Origin of the sequence: Desulfosporosinus orientis DSM 765, from assembly GCF_000235605.1 — a bacterium.
GTDB classification, from domain to species: domain Bacteria; phylum Bacillota; class Desulfitobacteriia; order Desulfitobacteriales; family Desulfitobacteriaceae; genus Desulfosporosinus; species Desulfosporosinus orientis.
In genome coordinates, this window is record NC_016584.1 from 2,106,036 (window position 1) to 2,126,902 (window position 20,867).

Consider the following 20,867-nt stretch of genomic DNA (forward strand, 5'->3'; position numbering starts at 1 on the left):
TCACATTATTTTAAATTGTAGGAGGTGCAATATGAAAAAGGTACTTACTATCGCTGGCTCAGATTGCAGTGGAGGAGCAGGAATTCAAGCGGATCTGAAAACCTTCTCTGCCCACGGGGTTTTTGGGATGAGCGTCATAACGGCAGTTACCGCTCAAAATACCCAAGGGGTGTTCGCAGTTCAGGATATCTCCCGAGAGGTGATTGCCAAGCAGATTAAGGCGATTTTTGACGATATAGAAGTTGACGGGGTAAAAATAGGCATGGTTTCTCAAGTAGAGATTATCCAAACCATTGCCGAAGAGCTGAGACGCTATCAGCCGCAAATGGTTGTCTTAGACCCTGTCATGGTATCCAAAAGCGGCTATCACTTGTTGAATCAAAAGGCGGAAACAACTCTGGTCAAGGAATTGCTGCCCCTGGCTTTAGTGGTTACTCCCAATATTCCTGAGGCAGAAGTTATAACCAGTCTCAGGATTAAAACCATCCCTGAGATGGAAGAAGCAGCTAGGGAGATTTATCAGATGGGAGCCAAGAATGTACTCCTCAAGGGAGGGCACTTAGAAGAGGATTCCATCGATGTGCTCTATGACGGTCAGGAATTCAGCTATTATCCCTCCCCAAGAATTGCCACGAAGAATACCCATGGAACAGGGTGTACCCTCTCATCGGCTATAGCATCCAACTTGGCCTTAGGGCATGATCTTAAAGAAGCTATTGCCTTAGCCAAAGATTATATCACCGTTGCCATAGAACATTCTTTAGCCATAGGCAAAGGTGTGGGGCCAACCCATCACTTTTATACACTTTATAAAAAGGCGGGACTGATTGAGTGAATTTAGCAAAGAATAATTTAAGTATGTTTAATTTTGCAACCTTATGGTTTGGAGCCTCGATCTCAGTGGCAGAAATATTAACCGGTGGTTTGCTGGCTCCTTTAGGATTTAAAATGGGGGTTTTAGCTATCCTATTGGGTCACCTGGTTGGGACCACCATCTTGGTATTAGGAGGAATCATTGGCACTGAAGCAAGAATAGCTGCTTTGGAGTCCACTCGTATTTCCTTTGGACAATATGGATCGTATTTTTTCTCGATCCTAAATGTTTTGCAATTGCTGGGCTGGACGGCAGTCATGATTATTGTTGGCGCCCGTTCCGTCAACCAGATCAGCAAAACCCTCTGGTCCTTTGATCATCTCACAGTATGGAGCCTGCTTATTGGTATCTTAATTATGCTCTGGCTGTGGCTGGGGAAAGACAGCGGCTGGAAAAAGTTAAACTATGTTGCCGTTGTGCTCTTGTTTTTGCTGACTCTTGTTTTAAGCAGTATAATCGCCGGCAGCCAGGAGCTGTTCTCAGGATTCGGAGCAGGAGAGATGTCCTTTGGTTCGGCTGTTGAACTTGCAGTCGTCATGCCTTTGTCATGGCTGCCGCTGATTGCAGACTATACACGCTTCGCTAAGACCAGGAGAAGCGGAGCCTGGGGCAGCTGGCTGGGTTATTTTGTCGGCAGCAGCTGGATGTATATTATTGGTTTGGGAGCTGGAATCATTGCTTCCGACGCAGATCCTTCAGCTATGTTATTAGCTGCCAATCTGGGCTTGGTGGCCTTAGGAATCATTGTTTTGTCTACAGTGACAACTACTTTCTTAGATGCCTATTCCGCCGGGGTATCCTTCTTGAATATTTTTCCCCGATTTAATGAGAAAGTGATTGCCTTAGTTATGACAGCTATTGGAACAGGAATTGCGGTTGTGGTAAATATTGAAGAATATGAGAGTTTTCTTTACGCCATTGGCTCAGTTTTTGCTCCTTTGTTTGCCATCCTTTTGACAGATTACTTTTTATTAAACCAAAAGAAGATCCAACCGGATCTTTTGGCAAATTGGGAATCCCTTTTGCTATGTGCCGCAGGTACTGTATTATACTATCAATTCATAAACTACGATTTCATCATGGGAGCTACAATCCCCGTCATGGTGATCATCAGTATTATCCACTTTATAATAGGGAGGTTTACTGAAAAATGGAAATTCGTGAGCAAATCTTCAAAAGCTTAAGTGCCGTTAAAGAAAAAAGTCCCCTGATTCACCACATAACCAATTACGTTACCGTGAACGATTGTGCAAATATTGTCCTGGCCATCGGAGGGTCTCCGGTTATGGCGGACGACAAGGAAGAAGTCGCAGAAATGGTTGGCTTCGCTTCTGCTTTAGTTCTTAATATTGGAACCCTTAATGCTCGGACTATTGAAAGCATGTTATCGGCAGGAATACGGGCCAAGGAATTAGGGGTGCCCGTCATTCTTGACCCTGTAGGGGTTGGTGCCACTCAATTGAGAACCAATACCGCTGAAAAGCTGATTAAGGAGTTAAAGCCTGAGGTTATTCGAGGGAATATGTCCGAAATCAAAGTTTTAGCAGGTTTAGAGGTAGCCATTAAAGGCGTAGATTCTCTTGCTGATGAAGAGGATAGTTCGGTTGTTGCTCAAAAGCTGGCTTCTGAGTTAGGTTCAGTCATTGCCATTACCGGGAAAACCGATGTGGTTTCCGATGGGACCAGGGTTTGCCTGTTGGACAACGGGCATCGAATCCTCGCAGACGTTACCGGTACAGGCTGTATGACCACTTCTCTTATTGGTACTTTTTGCGGCGCCGACAAGGATTATTTTACAGGAGCTGTTGCCGGAATTATAAGTATGGGTCTGGCCGGAGAATTCGCTTATGCTTCTCTGCGACCCGGAGAGGGAATCGGAACATTCAGAGCAAGGCTGATGGACGGAATTTACAATTTGACTCCGGAAATCCTGGCGAAAGAAGGAAGAATTCGTTATGAATAAAGCAGCTGTTGATTATACTTTGTACTTGGTTACCGACCGGAAACAACTGGGAAATCGAGATTTAGCAGAAAGTATTGAACAGGCTATTCAGGGCGGGGTCACTCTGGTCCAGCTTCGGGAAAAATCAGTTTCCACCAAAGAATTTTTGCAGCTGGCAGAAAAAGTTAAGGAGATTACCTCTCGATATCAAATTCCCCTGATTATCAATGATCGCCTTGATATCGCCCTGGCAATTGACGCCGATGGCTTACATGTAGGTCAGGATGATCTGCCTATGGTCAAAGCAAGAGAGTTGTTAGGCCCGGATAAAATTATTGGGGTCTCGGCAAGTACTTTGGAAGAGGCTCTTCTTGCTGAACAGCAGGGTGCCGATTATTTAGGTGTCGGTGCAATTTTTACTACGGCAACCAAAACTGATGCAACCGATGTAAGCCTAAAGCAATTGGAAGTTATTAAGCACTCCGTCTCCATACCTGTTGTGGCCATCGGCGGTATTGGAACCACAAACCTGCCCTTAGTCAGAGCCGCCGGGGTGGACGGAGTTTCCGTGGTATCCGCCATTTTAGGGCAAGAGAATATCTATTCAGCCGCTATGGAATTAAAGAAAATATTATCTTTTTGACAGTAGTTGTCGATTAATGCAGAAAGAACTATTCAGGTCACTGAATAGTTCTTTTTTCTCTAAAATATCTCTAGTAAAACAGATTAATTGTCGATATTATTAGACTAGAGATCAAATGCCTATTTAGAAAACTTGGCTGGTGCCCACGAAGACACTGTCTTCGCACGTATTAGTCATCTCGCAGTATACAACGAAAAGTTATACTTTCTGATTAGTATTAAAAAGGAGGAAAGAAGTGTCCGAAACATTTGATGAATTAATCAAGCAAATTGAAGGATTACGGTTAAATCTGGTAAAGATGAAAGAAGGAAGGGCATATACAGATCCTGAAGTAATAAAGGCGAGTCGAGCCCTCGATGAAGTCTTAGACAAATATCAGGAACTGTTATTTCACAAAGCTTAAAAAGGCTAAAAGCAATAGCATGCTTTTAGCCTTTTTAAAATCATAAAAACAGCAGACAGGTGCCGCTGTGGAAGCGGCATGAGGCGAACCATGCTTAAACAAACCCAGACCCGAAAGCCAGGGCAGATTCGTCCACAGGAGCGAACCCATTGCATGGAGAGGCGGTATAAGCCCACAAGCGACTGCGGGGAATGCGGAGCCTGGTTTACATCAGGTACTACCCTGAGGTTTAGCACGAAAGTGTCCGGCGGACACTTTCGCCGAAGCGGGAATCTCCAAAGAAGACTTATCCGCTGAAGGTAGCTCCCGTAGGCGCGAGTGGGCGAGCCTCAGAATGCTGCGGTGAGCGGATGTGGTGAAGCTCACTTATTCAAACCCACGACCCAAAATTGTTTTATTGTAGCTAAACAGTTTTCAATGATTCCCTGTCAACGAAAACATATTTCAAACCAGTGTTGTTAACTCAGATTTCAGCAGAAAGAGATGTCTGGCAAAAGCTTTATAAAACCCCGAATTTCATACACTGGGGCCTCCCAGCGAACGCCATTGATCCCAGCTCTGTCCATTATAATTTCTATGCAATAGTTCATCATTCAACCCCTTAGCAAACACATCTATCTGTCTTTGATCTATTATGCGGCTGCGGGTGCGGAATCGAGAATTTGACCAAGGTCTATCCATTGCGGCTGATAGCCGCAGGCACCGATCAAAATTATCCGACGATTGCCGCCAGACCCGTACGTCTTAAAATGGTGAAACCAAATCGCGATGTGATTAAATCCGGCGGTCTGCCCTTTTCGCCGGGGTAATGATTGATTTATTCGGGTAAGAATCCCCATCAAACTTTAAAGCGAGATGAAGTTTAATGCCGCTTTTTGTTTTCCGAAATTCCGCCCAGCGATAACGGTATAAGCAGACACTGATGGTACCAAAATACTTTCCTAGTTTCCTATCAACTGACTAAGCTGCTGTTCAATTCCTTTCCTCACGACAGCCTCTCCCCCAAATATTGTCACTCCAGTCAGTTTCTTGCCTTTCAAATAATTCACGACTTGATCGGACAAGCTGCCATCTGCCAGAACAATTGAGGTATTATGATTAGCAGCATAGACACTTCCAGCCAACGCATCCGGGAAATTATTGCCGGTAGCGATACAGACACTTTGCCCAGCTAAGTTAAAGTATTGGGCGACGGCCAGGGAGGTATCGTAGCGATCCTGCCCGGCAATTCTTATGATATTTGTTTTGTCTAAAGAGGTGATCTGTTCTACTTGACTTTCAACCGCTGAGCTGATAACCCCTTCTCCTCCGATGATATAAACTTTACTGGGTTTAATGGCCGCTATTTCATTCTTGACTACATCACTGATTTCGTCTTTTTGAACTAAAAGGATAGGGTACTGACTTTCCGCAGCCACACTGCTGATGGATAAAGCGTCCGGATAGTTTTCTCCGAAGGCCAGAACAATCGGTGTTCCGCTCTTGACCTGTAATTGATCGGCTATTTTGACCGAAGTTTTATAGCGGTCCGTTCCGCCCAGGCGGCTGATCTGGCTGAAACCATCTGCTTTGATTTTGGCTTCCATATCAGCGCTAACCACGGCTGTTCCACCTAAGATATAAACGTTTCCTGACGTGGCAAGGTTTGACTTCATATAGTCTAAGACTTTTGCTTGATCGGCCTCCGAACTTCCAACGAGTAGGATCGGGGCATTGAGCTTGTAAGCTAGGACACTTCCGGCTAAGGCATCCGGATAATTGCCGGCGGTGGCTAGGACTACGTTGGAAAGTGTTCCTGTATAGTTTGCTTTGGCGATGGCCAAGGCAGTATCGACCTGGTTCTGGCCCGCCAGTCGGTTGACTCCGTTAATGGGTGTGTTCATTTCAAAATCCCAATGAACGATATCTTGCCCTACGGAAATAGTCGGACTTGTATATGATTCATATCCCTCCTTGGAAGCTACAATATAGTAATCCGTATCTGGGAAGACCATAAAACCATAAGCACCCTTCGCATCACTTGTCTGCGGATTCTGGTTGTTATTGGGCTTAAATCCATCAATGCCCTGTAAGGTTACGACAGTGTCGGGAGTTTTGCCATTGGTCTTATTGCGTTCTGTATTTGCATAGTACAAGGTAACCTTTGTTCCAACAACAGGCTTACCAGTTGCCGCATCCGTGATAATACCATAGGGGTCAATTAAGGTGCATTTTAAACTGACAGTCCCACTACTCGAAACTGTGATTTCCAAGGTTCCTAGTGTAATTGTTTGTCCATTGCCTAAATCATAGGTAATCTTATATTGATTGTCCGTTCCTTTGGCTAGGTTGGCAAAATTAATGGTTCCATCCGCAGAAACGGCTACTGACGAATCTGCTGCTGATACATAACTCACTTTTGTCAGATCGCTTAAAGGACTCGAGGTTCCGTCAGATTGTTGGAAGGATAGAGTTTGAGCTGCCTGCATGGAAACGGCATAATTTCCGTTGCTGTCGATCGTTACAGTTCCTGTCAGATTGGAAACAGTTGCTCCGGTCGTACCGTTGATGACACTGCCGGTAACGGTGCTTCCTCCGCTTGATGCACTGCTGCCGCCGGAGAAACTTCCTCCACCGCCGCCTTCGTGTGTTGAATTAGGAACCGCCTCAAAAACTGCCGATACGACAACATTAGCTGCTGGCATCGTAAAGCTGGTACCTGTTATGATATGATCTCTTCCATCATTATATTTCAACGTCCCTGGCATTAGCTGCATTCCTGAGTCTGGGGTTATGGTCAAGTTAATAGCCGAACCGGACGTTGCACTGGTTGGATTAGCCGTAATGCTTCCCCCTGTCAGTGAACCGATACTGACAGTGTAATAGGTTGCCGGAGACTGTCCTGATTCAGCGTCAAGAAGGGCCTGATAGATTGCTGCATGTCCTGCTGTTGTGGGATGTGGATCGAGCTGCAGTGTCGCCAGGTTGAAATTAACGGCTCCAGGAGTTGCTTTAAACATGGTATAGACATCTGCAACTTTATAGCCCGCCGCTGCGTTATTGCTGATTGCTTGATTGATCCCTTTGATGAGAGGATCAAAAACTGTATACAGTGGATCCTGTTGGCTAAAGGGATTGTAAAGATTCAGGACGTAAATTTGGGCCTGGGGGGCAAGGGTTTTAACCGTAGCAATTATTTGCGGAAAATCTGTGCTGAATTGAGTAACACCGGACTGCAAAGCTTGACTTAAGGCTGGCGAAGTCGCTAAACTCGCCAAGATGACGTCTTTGTTCGGATTTGCAGCCATAGCCGCCGCCAATTGCGTGGTTAAATTGGGATTATTGACAGGGTTCACCCCAAATGCCGTACATACTGAAGCAATGACCGGGGAAAGCAAATTATCCCCGCCGATGCTTATGGTAATAACATTGGCATTTCCGACAGCTGTGCTATATTGAGGCGTTAATAATCGTTGCAATAAATCGCTGCTCTTATCTCCCGATACGGCTAGATTATTCAAGACAAGCTGATTATAAGCAGGGTCTGATAGAAGATGATTATAGAAAAGATGTGTGTAGTCACTTCCGGCTGCGGCACTCATTCCATAAGCAATGGAATCACCCAGAGAGAGAAAGGTTGGAGTGGTATACGCCGGCACCACCACGTCAACGGTAGCCCCCGCATTATACCCTGTTCTTGCTGCATATCTTATTTGATACGTCCCTGCTGCCAAGCCGGTGATTTCTAAGGATGAAGATGTCACTGGTGTAAAATCGGTTGCTCCCTGAAGTCGGTATTCCATGCTGTCACTGACGCCGGTGATTTTTCCGTCATTATTGTCTGTTGTAGTGGGGGCTATTCCAGTCAGCCCTGTTGGAGCGGCCTGGTCCTGGTTCTGGGCAGCGTACGCAAATTGGTCACTTGGAACGACTGCGCTCGTTCCGCCTGGTGTTGTTACCCTCACATCCACTGTTCCGCTTCCTGCCGGGGAAGTGGCAATAATCGCGCTGTCCGTGGTGACGCTATAACTTGTTGCCACTGTGCCGCCAAAGTTAACTGCCGTGGCTCCGGTAAACCCCGTACCTGTAATCGTTATCGACGTTCCTCCAGTTTCCGGACCGCTAGTGGGTGCGATACTGGTTATAATTGGTCCTGGTATCGCCGTCCATTTCGCATAAAGGGTAATATTATTTATCACTGTATCGCTATTGAAATTCCAAGCGTTGGTACAGTTAGCTTCCTTGTACCATCCTCCGAAGGTGTATCCGGATTGAGTTGGAGTGGTTGGAGCGCTGATGGTGGAACCGGGGGGTACATTACACAGGCTTGACACCGCACTACCGCCTTGGGAGTCGAAAGTCACGGTGTACATACTTGGCGGAACTGGCTCAAACTGGGCCGTTACAGTGACATTAGTCGCCGGTATCGCGAAGCTTGTGCCGCTGATTGCGTGATCAGTTGTTCCGTCGCTATATTTTAAACTTCCGGCTCTCAGTTGCATTCCAGAATCCGGGGTTATAGTCAGGGTAATAGCTGTCCCTAAGGTTGCCGAGGTCGGACTGGCGGTGATACTCCCGCCTATCGTGCTATCAATGCTCACAGTATACAAAATGAAGTTCACTGTCAGGCTGCCGCTCGTACCGGTGATAGTGTTCGTTACCGTATCCGTCGCCGTCACCGTCTGCGTTCCTGCCGTCTCAAGCGTCGCTCCGCCGCTGAAGGTGTGAGTTCCGTTATCTCCAGACACGAATGTGTAATCCGCTGGCAATACTGCATTGCTATCTGTACTGCTAAAATGTACGCTTCCCGTATAACCGCTCATCGTGTACCCATTGGAATCTTTGGCCGTCACCGTCACATTAAATGCTGTCCCCGCCGTGGGGGTGTTGGTGGAAGTAGCCACTGTCAGGCTGCTTGCAGTGTCCAGAGTCGTAGTGACATTACTGTCGGATATTAAGATGTCAGGATTCAGATACAAAGCTGGACGGACGTAGTTAGTCCAGTTGCCGGGGCAGGCGGATCGGCTGCCGTCCCAATTGGCGACTTCGACGTAGGAGTCTGAGGTAGTACGTAACCACCAAGAACCGGTGTTTGTATCCGCTTTCACACCTGGAACTCCTTGATATTGTTGGTACTCGCTGTAGCTGAGCAGGCCGATCTGACAGGGCACACTGCTGCTCGCCGATTCGCTACCCTCGGGCCCAGTGGTCCAGGTGTGGTTCTGGATCAATGAAATATCGGCAGGGTAATTGTCCGACAAGTATTTGTAAAACCCGGTGCCTGAAAAGCCACCATCGTAATTGGTTCTATTTAGAAAGCTTGCGATGTTATATGAGTCATTAGGGTTAAACGTGTTGCTGCCTTGAATATCAAATTTCTCTGCGCATTTATTTCCCGTTCGTGCGTCATAAAAATTCCGCATTAGCAGGTAGCCGGTGCTGGGATTCAACACGATCCAGGTGTAACCGGCGAAACTCACCGTATCGCCCGCTTGCAGGGAGCTCAGTGGTTGTTCCGTTGCTGCCGAGGCTGACCCGGGCTGGCCGAACATGGCGACTGTTACCAAAATGAACAGCAACAGGTGAGCGGCCCAGTTAACTTGTTTTTTCATTCTCTGTTCCTCCTCAAGATCAACTCCACCCGTCAATCCCGGATCTTGAACAGGATATTTATCCACCGTAAGCCTAACCGACATCATGGTTGGCCGCTCATATCCGGGTGCTTCGAGCAGAGTGCTTTGTTCTCAATTTCTACATTATTAAAATGTTCCAGTTTCTGTAAGCACTATGGAGTCCTTGTGTTTAACCCCTGATGGTAAAAAGGATATTGTCCACCGTAAGCCGGAGCGGAATCAGGGTGGGCTTATCCGCATCCCAACAAATGGCTGTATCTTCAACCCGGAACTTTTTAAAGATTTCCAGATCGCTTATAGCATTATAGGGCAATTTCCTTACCATCTCTTCCATGTTGAAGCGTATCTGATTACCATGCTCGAACTCAATGAGAAGCGTGTAATCATCATTTGCTGTTACATTGATAATCCTGCTTATTTTATTCCCTCCCTTATAACCAGCTATTGGATAAATCATTACCAAAGCGAATTATATAGGGTGTTTTTTAAATGCGGTATCGCCCATATGGTCGATTTTTTCGATTTTTTGTGGCTTTTTTGTTATTTTTTTCTGTATAATATTAATTGCATGATAATGAGCGCAAAGCTCTGAAAACAATGCCTTTTAAGTCTTTTCATGTAAAGGGAGCATTTATGAAAAAAGGAACGAAAACGGAATTACTAAGAAGAAAGCACTTAGATAGATTTTTATCTAAAATATATGATTATCCACTGACTGTCATTGAAGCTCCTATCGGCTTTGGCAAAACCACAGCCGTCCGAAGCTTCCTGAAGGAAGAGGGGAATGATCCCCTCTGGATTACCTTCCTGCATACAGGGGATGGAAGTATACCTCCTATTTGGAATAATATTACCTCCCAGCTGGCCCGGCTGGATGAGACTGCGGCGGCAAAGTTAAAGGCACTGGGATTCCCCGCGGATACTCCCCAAACAGAAAAGGTATTGACCCTGCTGAACGGCATTGCCTTTCCGGAAAAAACTGTTTTGGTACTGGATGACTTCCATCTCATACCGGATATCAGTATCAGCAGGCTTCTCCCGCGAATTGTTATGGAACAGCTGGAGAATCTGCATATTGTGATTATTACTAGGGATACGACCCATATCGATTTCCCGGAGCTGTTTGCTAAAGGCCTTTGCGGCCTTATTTCACAGCAGCAGCTGAGATTCACCGAGGATGAGGTTCACGCCTACTGCCGGTTGATGACTGACAAGCTATCCGAGGCGGAGATACAAAAAATATGTTATTATACGGACGGCTGGATTTCTCCGATTTATATGATACTGCTTGCCTTTGAAAACGGTGTTCCTGTCGGGATGAACGATTCCATAGACAGGCTTGTGGAGAAGGTGCTTTTTAATACTTACGAGGATTCCATCAGGAGCTTTTTGCTAAAGCTTTCCTTCATGGAGGTTTTTACAGCGAAACAGGCCTTGTATGTGACCGGTGAGGAAAGGACCCCGGAAATCCTCAAAAGGCTCAGCAGGGAAAATGCCTTTGTGTATTATGACCAAGCCTTACAGACCTATAAGATACACAATATACTGCTTGATTTTCTCCGTATGAAGGAACGCTTTAATCAGGAAGAACTGCGGGATATATACCTGAAGCTGGGTGAATGGGAGCTTTCCTGCCATAAATTTATGACTGCCTACGGCTATTTTTACAAAGCAGGGGACGTTGAGAGGATTCTTGCCCATCTCAATAACCCCAAAAATATCCGAAACGAACTAACCAGCTTTGAAGGTTCCTTTGAAATGTTTGACAATACCTCCCAAGAGCTGCTTCACCAGTATCCGCTTGCCTACCTGCAGCATATTCTCCTTTCCATCGTCAAGGGAGATGGTAAAACCATCGCGGATTGCGCAAAACGGTTGGACAGTCTGAAAAAAGTCTACGAAACCATGGAAAACATGGATGAGGAATATAGAAATCATATCCTGGCGGAAATTTTGATCTTCAAGCGGTTTACTTCCTTCAATGTGATAAATCCTTCCGGTGAGGATAATGCTGAAATCCTACGGCTGCTGAACGGAGAGCAGTCCTTTATCATGAGCAGGGAAAACGAGTTTACGATGGGCTCTCCCCATCTGCTTTATGTCTATTTCAGGGATCAGGGGAGCTTTGCTCAAATCGCGCAGCTGGCTGCCCAACGGTTTACGGCATACGCGGGCTTTGCGGGTGGCTGCGGGACAGGCTCCGAGTATCTGCTCCAGGCTGAGTATGCACTGGAAACAGGTGATTTTGATGGGGCTGAGCTTAATGGTTTCAGAGCCATTTATAAGGCACGGACAAAGGAGCAGACCAGTATTATTATTTGCGCGAATTTCACCCTGATCCGTCTTTACCTACTGCAGGGCAAGATTCCGGAAGCTCTTGAAATGCTGGAACAGCTGGAGCAGGAGGTCTCCGCCCTCAATAACTCCATCCATAACACGACCATTGACATGTGCAAGGGATATATTTATGCCTGCCTAAAGCAGCACGAGAAAATACCGCTCTGGCTGCAAACCGGTGATATGACAGCGGCTGATCTATTGTACCAGGGAGTTGCTTTTAATTATATTGTCTACGGTAAGGCTGTGCTGCTGTCGAAAAATCATATTGCCCTTGAGGTACTCACAGAAACCTTGCAGGAGCGGTTCGACCTATTCAGCAACCAGCTAGGTTTTATTCATACTCATATTTTCAGAGCCGTGGCTTACTATCATTTGTACGGAATGGAGAAAGGAGCGGCGGAGCTTATGCGGGCTTTGGCAAAAGCCCAGGTGGATGATATTCTTCTGCCCTTTGCGGAAAATGCGCCCCATATCATAGATCTGCTGAGAATAGCCGCTATCCGGGATTCCAGAAATGCGTACATAAAAAAAGTACTGTTTTACAGCGAACAGTATCTGGAAGGACTAAAAAGCAGCAGTCCGGATAAAGTTAGTTTGTCCGAGAGAGAATTGGAAGTGCTTTCTCTTACGGCAGAAGGTCTGAACAGGGAAGAAATTGCGAAGCGTCTACGGGTATCCCAGAGTACCGTGAAGACCCATTTACATAATATATACTTGAAGTTGGAGGCAAGCGGTAAGATAGCGGCTATAAAGATAGCGCAGATGAATGGACTAATTTAAAGATGACGAGGAAATGGATGGATTATAACTATGGAAACCAATAAACTCAAAAAAAACAGCCTGGGTATTGTTGAAACTGCGGCATTATCGGTGGGAATCATGGGACCGTCCGCTTCAATATCCGTTATAGTCATCATGATGGCCTCTTTAGCCGGCTATTCTTCACCGTTTGTTCTATTTTTCTCAATGCTTTGCGTCGGCCTGGTGTCGGTAGCTGTCATCAAGCTGAACCAGCATTTCCCTTCTTCCGGCTCGGTCTATCATTTTGCCGAAGAAATCTTGGGCAAAAGGGCAGGCTTTATCTCGGGCTGGCTGATCGTCTTTACCTATCTGGCGCTGGGCGTAAGCTGCGCCGCAGTAGCAGCCTCCGATTTGCAAAGCATACTGGCAGGCTTTGGTATTAATATCCACTGGGAGTTGATTATTTTTGCTATAGCGGCGTCCGTGTGGTATCTGGCCGGGAGGGATGCCAAGGTCAGCACACGGCTGCTGCTGGTTCTGGAAATAATCTCAATGAGCATTTTACTGGCTTTATCAGTCATAATCATTATAAAGGCGACGGCTGCCACAGGTTTGAGCCTGGCTCCCTTCACGCCGGTCGGCAACAGTTCTTCGTCAATCGCCACCGCGTCCTTATTCGGCTTTCTGGCCTTCGCAGGCTTTGAAGGCGCTTCAAGCCTGGGAGAGGAAAGCAAAAACCCAAAGAAAGCAATCCCTGTAGCTGTTGCCAGCGCAATCTTAATCTCGGGTATTTTTTACATCATCGTTGCCTATGCCCAGGTGTTGGGATTTGGTCTGACTGCTGACGGAATCAAGGCATTGGCGGCCAGTGACACGCCCCTTGCCGATCTGGCGTCAAAATACCTGTCACAGGGTATTTCCTTGATTATCATGCTGTGTGTGAGCCTATCGTTTTTTGCGTCGGCTCTGGGCTGTGTCAGCGCGGGGGCAAGAATTTTATTCACTATGGGCAGGGACGGAATGTTGAGCAAAGCACTGCACAGGACGCACAGCAAGCATCATACACCCTATATCGGCATTAATATCATGGCTGCTGTTTCCATGCTGATTTTCGCCGGCTGCTTCCGGTTAAAGGCTATTAATGTGGGAAGGTATGCGGCAACGGTTGGTATCCTCGCACTTTTGCTCTCCTATATACTGGCTGTGGTTTGTGCCATTGTATTCTTTCACAGGGATAAAGCCTTAACGGGTGTAAGGCTTGTGCTTATGATTTTGTCGCTCTTAATTTTAGCCGCCCTGTTCTTCCTCAATATTTACCCTGTACCTGAGTATCCCGTTAATTTGCTGATATATGGTATTTTTGTCTGGCTTGCTGTTGGCTTGCTTCTGAGTATGAGGGTTAAAACAGGCTTGAGCAAGTGAAGCCGGAATTTACGCAGATTGTTATTTGCAACAAGAGAGGTACTATCCCTTTCGAGATAATGCCTCTCTTGTTGCTTCCTGTATCTGAAATTATCCTTGTTGCGAAGAAATATAGCTGGTCGAAGTCACATTGAACCTCGTCCGGCATTTCCCTTCTCACAGTACCTCCCGCACATCAACCCCGACCTTAAACACAAACGCCACTTCCGCCGTCGATTGAATTATTACTTTTTCCACTAACCTGCGAAATAGCACAGCCACGGGTAATGTATTTCTGACCCTGTAATAAGTACATAGAATCGCGTGACGATCTGATTTAAATTAAACCATGGTCAAGCCATTCGCGAGCACTACCGCCTGTCAAAACCCCATGAAAAGGAACGCTTCCTTAAAGTTGTTACAACCCTTTTAGGAACCACACCTGGGGAATTGGATACGGACGCGCTTAGGGGGCTGCCTTGCTACGTTCGGCTGGAAGATCGTCCCTGGAAAGACGACAGAACCTGGACTGGCGTAGCATTCTCCATGTTTAGGAAATTTGTTACAGAGAAAAATATCCCTGAATGTAAGAAGTTCATTGATAGCTACGTTGATAAAGTCATTGTTTATAAAGACCACCTTGAAGTAACCTTCAAGGTGGCCCTTTATTTTGAACAGGAAAATAATCTATACTCATTCAAAACATCTGTTAAACTAGCTAGTCTATTTAAGACTTGCAAAAGGGCAGCGGGATTATGAGTGATTATCTTCATTTCTGGAAATTTATTATGCTACTATCATAATTATTTAAAGGATTCCTACCGCCACAGGATTACCCAATGACCATTGAACAATTGAAAGATTCATTATTAGTACGTGGACCTGAAGATAGTTCTCCATGGAATCATCAAAAACGTTTGCTTCTGGTCAATAATTTGGGTATTCTTGTAAATCAACTATATACGGTAGGAATTGATGAAATATTTATTGATGGTTACTTTGTTGCAAATCCTTATACACTACCAGATATAGTAAGGGAATTAAACAAAACAGATCCATATAAGGTTTGGACTTGGGACTGGAGTAGTAGAATTTATGATCGTAATTCAGCAAAACCGCAATTACCTTTGTGGCACCGTTATAAAGTTGAATTATATCCCCATGTAGGTCAAGGTTGTGGAATTTTGGATGAAAACGGAAATGAGCAGATGTTTCCAGCAACATTTAGAAAAACACGTGACACTTTCTTACCAAAAGGTATTATTAAAATAATTAAATAAGGAGTGGTAAAATGATTAAAAATGAATCAGCTTATCTAAAAGCTGTTGAAAAATTAAAACAAGATCAAGAATTTATTATAAGTGAAAAAAAACGTTTTGAAGAAATGGGATTAAACTCCGAACAAATTGAATTAGCAATACAACCTCTATTCTCATTCCATGAACAATTAAAAGCAGAGGTAGAATATTACGAAAAAATGAAACGTGGGTCATTTAATCCCATATATAAATTTACTGATATCGGAAAGACCCTTATTGCATATAGAATTTATTTAGGGATGACACAAGCTGAATTAGCTAATAGGCTAGGAGTTAGTGAGTCTCAAGTGTCTAGAGATGAAAGGCACGAATACTACGGAGCTACTACTGAGAAAATTGAAACGGTAATGGAATCTATGGGGATGAAAGCTACTATTAACATTGAGATTGATGGAAAATTAGGAACATAGCAATAAGGATGATACCTCTCCCTGTTTTTAATCATAATCAATTCCGGGCAATATAAAGTTCTAAACAAAAAGCCTTGAGGTCGTACAACTTAACGTACCTCAAGGCTTTTTCATTATGTATCTCTCCACCAAATATTCGTGGGTTTGATTGGTGGAGGCGAAACTGCCCGACCCCGGATAAGTCCTTTAGCTTGTCCACTCTAAAAGTGTGAGTTATACTAAAAAGACTAGGGTAAATGCTTAAAGCCATTGTTGAGAGGGTGGATTTGAATGTTGAAGGACAAAACAGCGCTGATTACTGGAGGGGGGACTGGAATTGGCAGAGCCATCGCTTTGGTACTGGCTAAGTCAGGAGTCAATATCGCTCTAAACTACTCCCGTTCAGAAGAAGAGGCACTAAAAACATGCCAAGAGGTTAAAGACTTAGGTGTACAAAGCAAAATCTATAAAGCCAATGTAGCCGTTGATGCTGAGGTTAAAGCAATGGTAAGTCAAGTAACCTCTGATTTTGGAGCCTTAGATATTCTGGTTAACAATGCCGGAATGACTCATTTCGTCGATCACTCAGACTTAGAAGGGATGAAAGACGAGTATTGGGATGAAATATTCGGAGTCAATGTCAAGGGGATGTTCTTTTGTTGCCGGGCTGCAGCAGAAGAGCTTAAGAAAAACAGGGGCTGCATTATCAATATTAGCTCTATTGCCGGACTGACCGGATTAGGAAGTTCCATCGCCTATGCGGCTTCAAAAGCGGCGGCTACCAGTGTAACAAAATCACTGGCCCGGGTTTTAGCCCCTGAGGTAAGAGTCAATGCAGTAGCTCCAGGGATTGTGCAAACCCGCTGGGTTGAGGGGAAAGAAGCTCATATTAGCAAATTGGCTGAGGGCACACCCTTGGGCCGGGTTGCCGAACCTAAGGATATTGCTGAAGTGGTTTATTCACTGATAGCCAATGCCGGGTTTGTGACTGGACAGACCATTGTGGTCGATGGAGGAAACTTCATCTAAAGCGAAGGGTATTTAAGCAAAGGTAGATAGGAAGAAGATTAGAAGTTCTTTGAATCAGCGCAGAAAAGAACTTCTAATCTTTTTATTGAATGCTCTTGACATGAAAAGAAATTTAGATATAATTAGGTTAAAGAATCAAATATAAAGTTCAGTTCAAAGTAGTCTGTTGGTCGCGTGCTAGGCATAGTTTCGATTCATCGAAAGTAGGCATTGCAATCAGGGAGTTAATGCTGAATTTCAGTGAATTGGAACCACCTAGAATAGGTGGTTTTTGTGTTCTGGTACTATTAATTTCCTCAAATTTTACAACGCTGCAAAATTTGAATTCCCTGGCTTCTTAGGTTAGTCTTTCTGCAATCCTTCTATGAAAGTTTTCCCGCAAAGTTCCTCCTAATCGCTCAGTCGGTCAGAGAAAGCATAGGTCCAGGTGGTATTCAGTTAGTGTATAGTACAAGGTGATTCGTATAGTTAAGTTTGTTGGTGAATAACTTTTTTCAGTTGACCGCAGTTAGATCAAAGTCTAAAAAATGTAGTGGAGGATTTGTCCAGATTAGTTTCCAAGTTACCCAGAAAGTATCGTTGGTATTTGCTTAAAAGGCAAGAGTCTTTCCCTTACCAGTTTGAATTCAGGTTGTTTCGTTGAAGGTTCCTACAATTCGATTCTCTGGTTAATATTTCTGGTAAAGTTTAGTTGAAGATTAATCTTGAGCCGTGTATCCATTAATGGAGGAGGAACTTTGCGGGATCATATTTAGATAAGCCACTCTTTGAGTGGCTTTTTTATTGCGGTATTTTGTAATATAATAAAAATATAAAGTGTTTTTATAGGGTATTTAAGATAATCAGGAGGCAGATCTAATTAAATGGAATTGAAAGACTTCTTTGAAAGCAACCTCTTTAAGAAACTTTTTTCCTTATTGATTCTTTTGGTTATTATTATCGGCATGAGACCCATGATGAATCTGCTTCTTTTAACATTTATGTTCTCCTTTATCTTGTACGGAATTCAAGATTACATATTCCAAAAAATTGCCCCTTTAATACCCGTCAACAGAACAGGGATTACGGTTATTGTTTTTTCTTTAGTGGCCTCATCCATTGTATTTGTATTGTACAAATACATTCCTGTCCTGACAAGGCAGTTGATGTTTATCGGAGTTCAGCTTAGCAACTTTGACATTAATAATTATGAAGAAGTCATTAGTCCACAAATAAGGGAAGCAATTAGCACAAGTATTCAATCTTATGTTGTTGAAGGCGGAACCTATTTAATCCATTCTGTAACAAATATCTGGACCTTCAGCATCAATATTTTCATTGCCTTGATTTTGAGTTTGTTTCTTATTTTAGAGAAGGATAAGACCATCAAATTCTTAAATCAATTTGAACAAAGCAAAGTCGGTTTTATGTATGTCTACTATAAGAAATTAGGAAAGAACTTTGTCAATTCTTTTGCTAAGGTTATGGAAACCCAAATCGTTATATCCTTTATCAATGCTTTTTTATCAGCAGTCTTTTTAAGTATTATGGGTTTTCATCAAGTAATAGGTTTAGGCTTTATGATTTTTATACTGGGCTTAATACCTGTGGCAGGAGTCATTATTTCCCTGATCCCCTTATCCGTCGTAGCCTTTAAGATTGGTGGAATCATTAAAGTAATTTATGTATTTGTCATGATCATCATTTTGCACAGCATTGGAACCTTCTTTTTAAATCCGAAGCTAATGTCCATTAAAACCGAACTTCCTATCTTTTTTACCTTTGTAGTGTTACTATTGGCCGAACATTTTATGGGAGTATGGGGTTTATTATTTGGGATTCCGCTTTTTCTTTTCCTCCTGGATATCCTAGATGTCCAAGAACCGGACTATAACTGAATTTAAGTTAATTTACAGAAATACCTATACTGATAGGTTAAAAAGAGAGAAGCCGTCCCGGCCGGAGGATGAAGTCGGAGTGAGCAGATACCCCCTTATAATTCTGCTTCCTCAAATTTATGCGACATCATGTGATTCAGCCAGTGGAACGGCTTTTTCAGTGCTCCCAGGAGCAGGAATACGCCGGCGAAGGCAGATAAGGCTAATAAATTATGGTGCACACTGCTCCAGACAGGGCCGGCAATGGCCTCACGGAAACCGTTGATAGCATAAGTGAAGGGCCAGAGGGGCTCCAGGACCCCAAATATTTTGGGGTTGGTTTGGATGGGGTAGATCCCTCCGGCACCGGCAATTTGAAAGACCATGATTACCACGGCGATGGCTTTCCCCACATTGCCGAAAACGGAAACCAAGGTGAAGAGCATAATGGTAAAAGTAAGGGAGGACAGGACACTGAAGGCCAACATCAGTGAAAAGCTGGCGGGATGAATCCCTAAGATCAGAATATCCCCCAGGGTGATAATGGTGGATTGGATCAGGGAGAGGGATAAAAATAGCAGCATTTTTCCCAAATGCCTTTGCTTAAGGTTAAGAGGGATGCCGTTGATTTTGTCTTTGCATTCCACAGTCAGCAGAGCACAGGCCAACAAGGCCCCGACCCAAATGGCGAGAACCGTATAAAAGGGGGTAAGGCCTACGCCGAAGGTGCCGCCTGCGTAGATGTCAATCTCCTTAATGTCTATAGGAGAAGCGAGAAAATCGGCCACCTCGCCAGGATGATTTTGAACAATTTCCATGATCCGGTCAATATCCATTCCGGTCAGATAGGCAATTTTGCCGCTCAGGGAAGTTAAGTTATCCTGCAGCTCCGTGAGCAGTCCGGCCAGTTGGTTGGCTTGCTGAACGGACAGCTTGCTGCTGGCATTGCAGAATGCGGCCAGGGCATTGAGCTGGGGCAGCAGGGCTTTGGTAATTTCCAGGATATCCGTGGTGTCATCTACTTGGACGGACAGGTTGGAGACCAGGGTGTTCAGGGCGGGAGAGCCTTGGCTGTAAAAAGTGTTGGCAACGGTCTGTATTTGGTCTGAAAGCTCGCTGCTGATACCGGAAAGGGCGTTAAGGGCGGCATCAATCTCGGACTTTGCCGAACCCTTCTCAACTAAGGGCAGAATTTTATTCAGAGTTGCATACTCATCTTGCACCAAACGGTCCAGGTAGCGGATGCTGTTGGCCAGGAAGGTCAGGGCGGTGAGATCGTAAGATTCCGACAGGGCCTCTAAGGTTTTCTGATCTGTCTGCAGCAGGGCGTGGGTGGAGGAGCAAAGACGGATGGTCTGTTTGAGGATGCCGATTTCGTCCTGGTTCAGGGTGTTGCCATTCATGGTTTTGAGCACGGAGATAAGGGCTTGGTTTTGGTTGTCCAGCACCTGAACCTGTCCCAGGTCCGTGTTCAGCTCTGCTGAGATCCTCTGAATCGTTTGCTGTGTGCTCAGAACCAGGGACTTCCCGGCTGTCATGACCTTCTGCAGATTGTCAATCTGATCTGCCAGGATGGGAATGGCATTGCCGGCATTTTGCAGATAGGTTTGCAGCTGCAGGGCATCGGCATTGGCAGCAGTGATTTGGGCCTGGGTTTTTGTGATGTTATCCTGAGCTTCCCTCAGGGTGGATTCCAGCTTGCCTATTTGGGAATTGTTAAAATTCCCTTCCTGAGCGCCCTTCTGTAAAATTTTCATGACCTCTGTACTGACGGTTTTTACAAAGTTGGTCTGAATATTGCTGACCAAATTGTCCTTAGCGACATTAGTGATTTTGGAGGCGATGGCATTCAGTTTTTCGTTTACACGATAGGTTAAGACAGGCTTCTGGGGAGTGGGGGTAGCCATACTGATCAGGCCTGTGGAGAAATTCCGCGGTATTTCAATCAGGGCATAATATTTGCCTTCATTCAGCCCGTAATTTCCCTGCCAGTCATCGATGAAGCTCCAGCCAATGGACTTATTCTCTTTTAATGCATCGATAACACTGTCCCCTACATTGACGGCTTGGCCGTTAAAGACGGCACCCTCGTCGTTGTTGATGATGGCCACAGGCAGGTTGCCCGTGTTGGCATACGGATCCCAGCAGGCGTAAATGTTTATCCAGGCATAGAGAGAGGGCAGAACACTGAGCCCGATGATGATCAGCAGAGCAGCAGGGTTGCGGGCGATGGCGCGGATATCGTGAAGGAAGACCAGAAAGATTGGGCGGATGCCATTTTTTAATTTGTTTAAAAATTGAAAGACTTTTTTACTCAT

15 protein-coding genes and 1 pseudogene are annotated in these 20,867 nt (G+C 44.9%); 13 read left to right on the forward strand and 3 right to left on the reverse strand.

Annotation, left to right across the window (positions count from 1 at the left end):
- Positions 1–31 precede the first annotated feature (31 nt).
- The 7 genes from thiD to DESOR_RS30575 all read left to right on the forward strand — a co-directional run bounded on the left by thiD (position 32) and on the right by DESOR_RS30575 (position 4,671).
- Complete coding sequence (gene thiD / locus DESOR_RS09745) at positions 32–835, forward strand: bifunctional hydroxymethylpyrimidine kinase/phosphomethylpyrimidine kinase (RefSeq protein WP_014184423.1); 804 nt, start codon at positions 32–34, stop codon at positions 833–835.
- Entirely contained in the window at positions 832–2,058 is a 1,227-nt protein-coding gene (gene cytX / locus DESOR_RS09750; RefSeq protein WP_014184424.1) for a putative hydroxymethylpyrimidine transporter CytX, read from the forward strand. Before thiD ends, cytX begins: the two co-directional genes overlap by 4 nt.
- Positions 2,025–2,837 carry a hydroxyethylthiazole kinase gene (thiM, locus tag DESOR_RS09755; protein ID WP_014184425.1) on the forward strand — a complete coding sequence of 271 codons (813 nt, stop codon included), beginning with the start codon at positions 2,025–2,027 and terminating at the stop codon, positions 2,835–2,837. Before cytX ends, thiM begins: the two co-directional genes overlap by 34 nt.
- Positions 2,830–3,459 carry a thiamine phosphate synthase gene (gene thiE / locus DESOR_RS09760; RefSeq protein ID WP_014184426.1) on the forward strand — a complete coding sequence of 210 codons (630 nt, stop codon included), beginning with the start codon at positions 2,830–2,832 and terminating at the stop codon, positions 3,457–3,459. The genes thiM and thiE overlap by 8 nt, the downstream gene beginning before the upstream one ends.
- A gap of 235 nt (positions 3,460–3,694) precedes the next feature.
- On the forward strand, positions 3,695–3,862 hold the full coding sequence (locus tag DESOR_RS09765; protein WP_014184427.1) for an aspartyl-phosphate phosphatase Spo0E family protein: 168 nt from the start codon (positions 3,695–3,697) through the stop codon (positions 3,860–3,862).
- Between the two features lie 90 nt (positions 3,863–3,952).
- Complete coding sequence (locus DESOR_RS28785) at positions 3,953–4,159, forward strand: hypothetical protein (RefSeq protein WP_148265257.1); 207 nt, start codon at positions 3,953–3,955, stop codon at positions 4,157–4,159.
- Positions 4,160–4,542: 383 nt separating this feature from the next.
- Positions 4,543–4,671 (forward strand): hypothetical protein, encoded by a 129-nt coding sequence (locus DESOR_RS30575; RefSeq protein ID WP_282434403.1) that lies wholly within the window; start codon positions 4,543–4,545, stop codon positions 4,669–4,671.
- Positions 4,672–4,803: 132 nt separating this feature from the next.
- Here DESOR_RS30575 and DESOR_RS29870 read toward each other — a convergent pair whose 3' ends face one another.
- Together DESOR_RS29870 and DESOR_RS27935 are read right to left on the reverse strand one after the other, a co-directional pair.
- Entirely contained in the window at positions 4,804–9,540 is a 4,737-nt protein-coding gene (locus DESOR_RS29870; protein ID WP_014184428.1) for a cell wall-binding repeat-containing protein, read from the reverse strand.
- Positions 9,541–9,643: 103 nt separating this feature from the next.
- Positions 9,644–9,931, reverse strand: a complete 288-nt coding sequence (locus DESOR_RS27935) for a DUF2442 domain-containing protein (RefSeq protein WP_014184429.1) — start codon at positions 9,929–9,931, stop codon at positions 9,644–9,646.
- Between the two features lie 176 nt (positions 9,932–10,107).
- Here DESOR_RS27935 and DESOR_RS30580 point away from each other — a divergent pair, with 176 nt between their 5' ends.
- From DESOR_RS30580 to DESOR_RS09810, 6 genes and pseudogenes are all read left to right on the forward strand, one after another.
- Positions 10,108–12,594: a LuxR C-terminal-related transcriptional regulator gene (locus tag DESOR_RS30580; protein WP_014184430.1), complete on the forward strand. Its 2,487-nt coding sequence runs from the start codon at positions 10,108–10,110 to the stop codon at positions 12,592–12,594.
- A 30-nt stretch (positions 12,595–12,624) separates the two neighbouring features.
- On the forward strand, positions 12,625–13,977 hold the full coding sequence (locus tag DESOR_RS09785) for an APC family permease (protein WP_014184431.1): 1,353 nt from the start codon (positions 12,625–12,627) through the stop codon (positions 13,975–13,977).
- Positions 13,978–14,780: 803 nt separating this feature from the next.
- Positions 14,781–15,236: pseudogene (locus tag DESOR_RS09795) on the forward strand (DUF6932 family protein); the annotation flags it as partial.
- Between the two features lie 11 nt (positions 15,237–15,247).
- Complete coding sequence (locus DESOR_RS09800) at positions 15,248–15,685, forward strand: helix-turn-helix domain-containing protein (protein ID WP_014184434.1); 438 nt, start codon at positions 15,248–15,250, stop codon at positions 15,683–15,685.
- Positions 15,686–15,955: 270 nt separating this feature from the next.
- Positions 15,956–16,693: an SDR family NAD(P)-dependent oxidoreductase gene (locus tag DESOR_RS09805; protein ID WP_014184435.1), complete on the forward strand. Its 738-nt coding sequence runs from the start codon at positions 15,956–15,958 to the stop codon at positions 16,691–16,693.
- An 863-nt stretch (positions 16,694–17,556) separates the two neighbouring features.
- Positions 17,557–18,570, forward strand: coding sequence for an AI-2E family transporter (locus tag DESOR_RS09810; RefSeq protein WP_014184436.1), 1,014 nt, complete (start codon positions 17,557–17,559; stop codon positions 18,568–18,570).
- 95 nt (positions 18,571–18,665) lie between these two features.
- Here the strand turns inward: DESOR_RS09810 and DESOR_RS09815 are convergent, their stop codons facing one another.
- Positions 18,666–20,867, reverse strand: a complete 2,202-nt coding sequence (locus DESOR_RS09815) for a YhgE/Pip domain-containing protein (protein WP_014184437.1) — start codon at positions 20,865–20,867, stop codon at positions 18,666–18,668.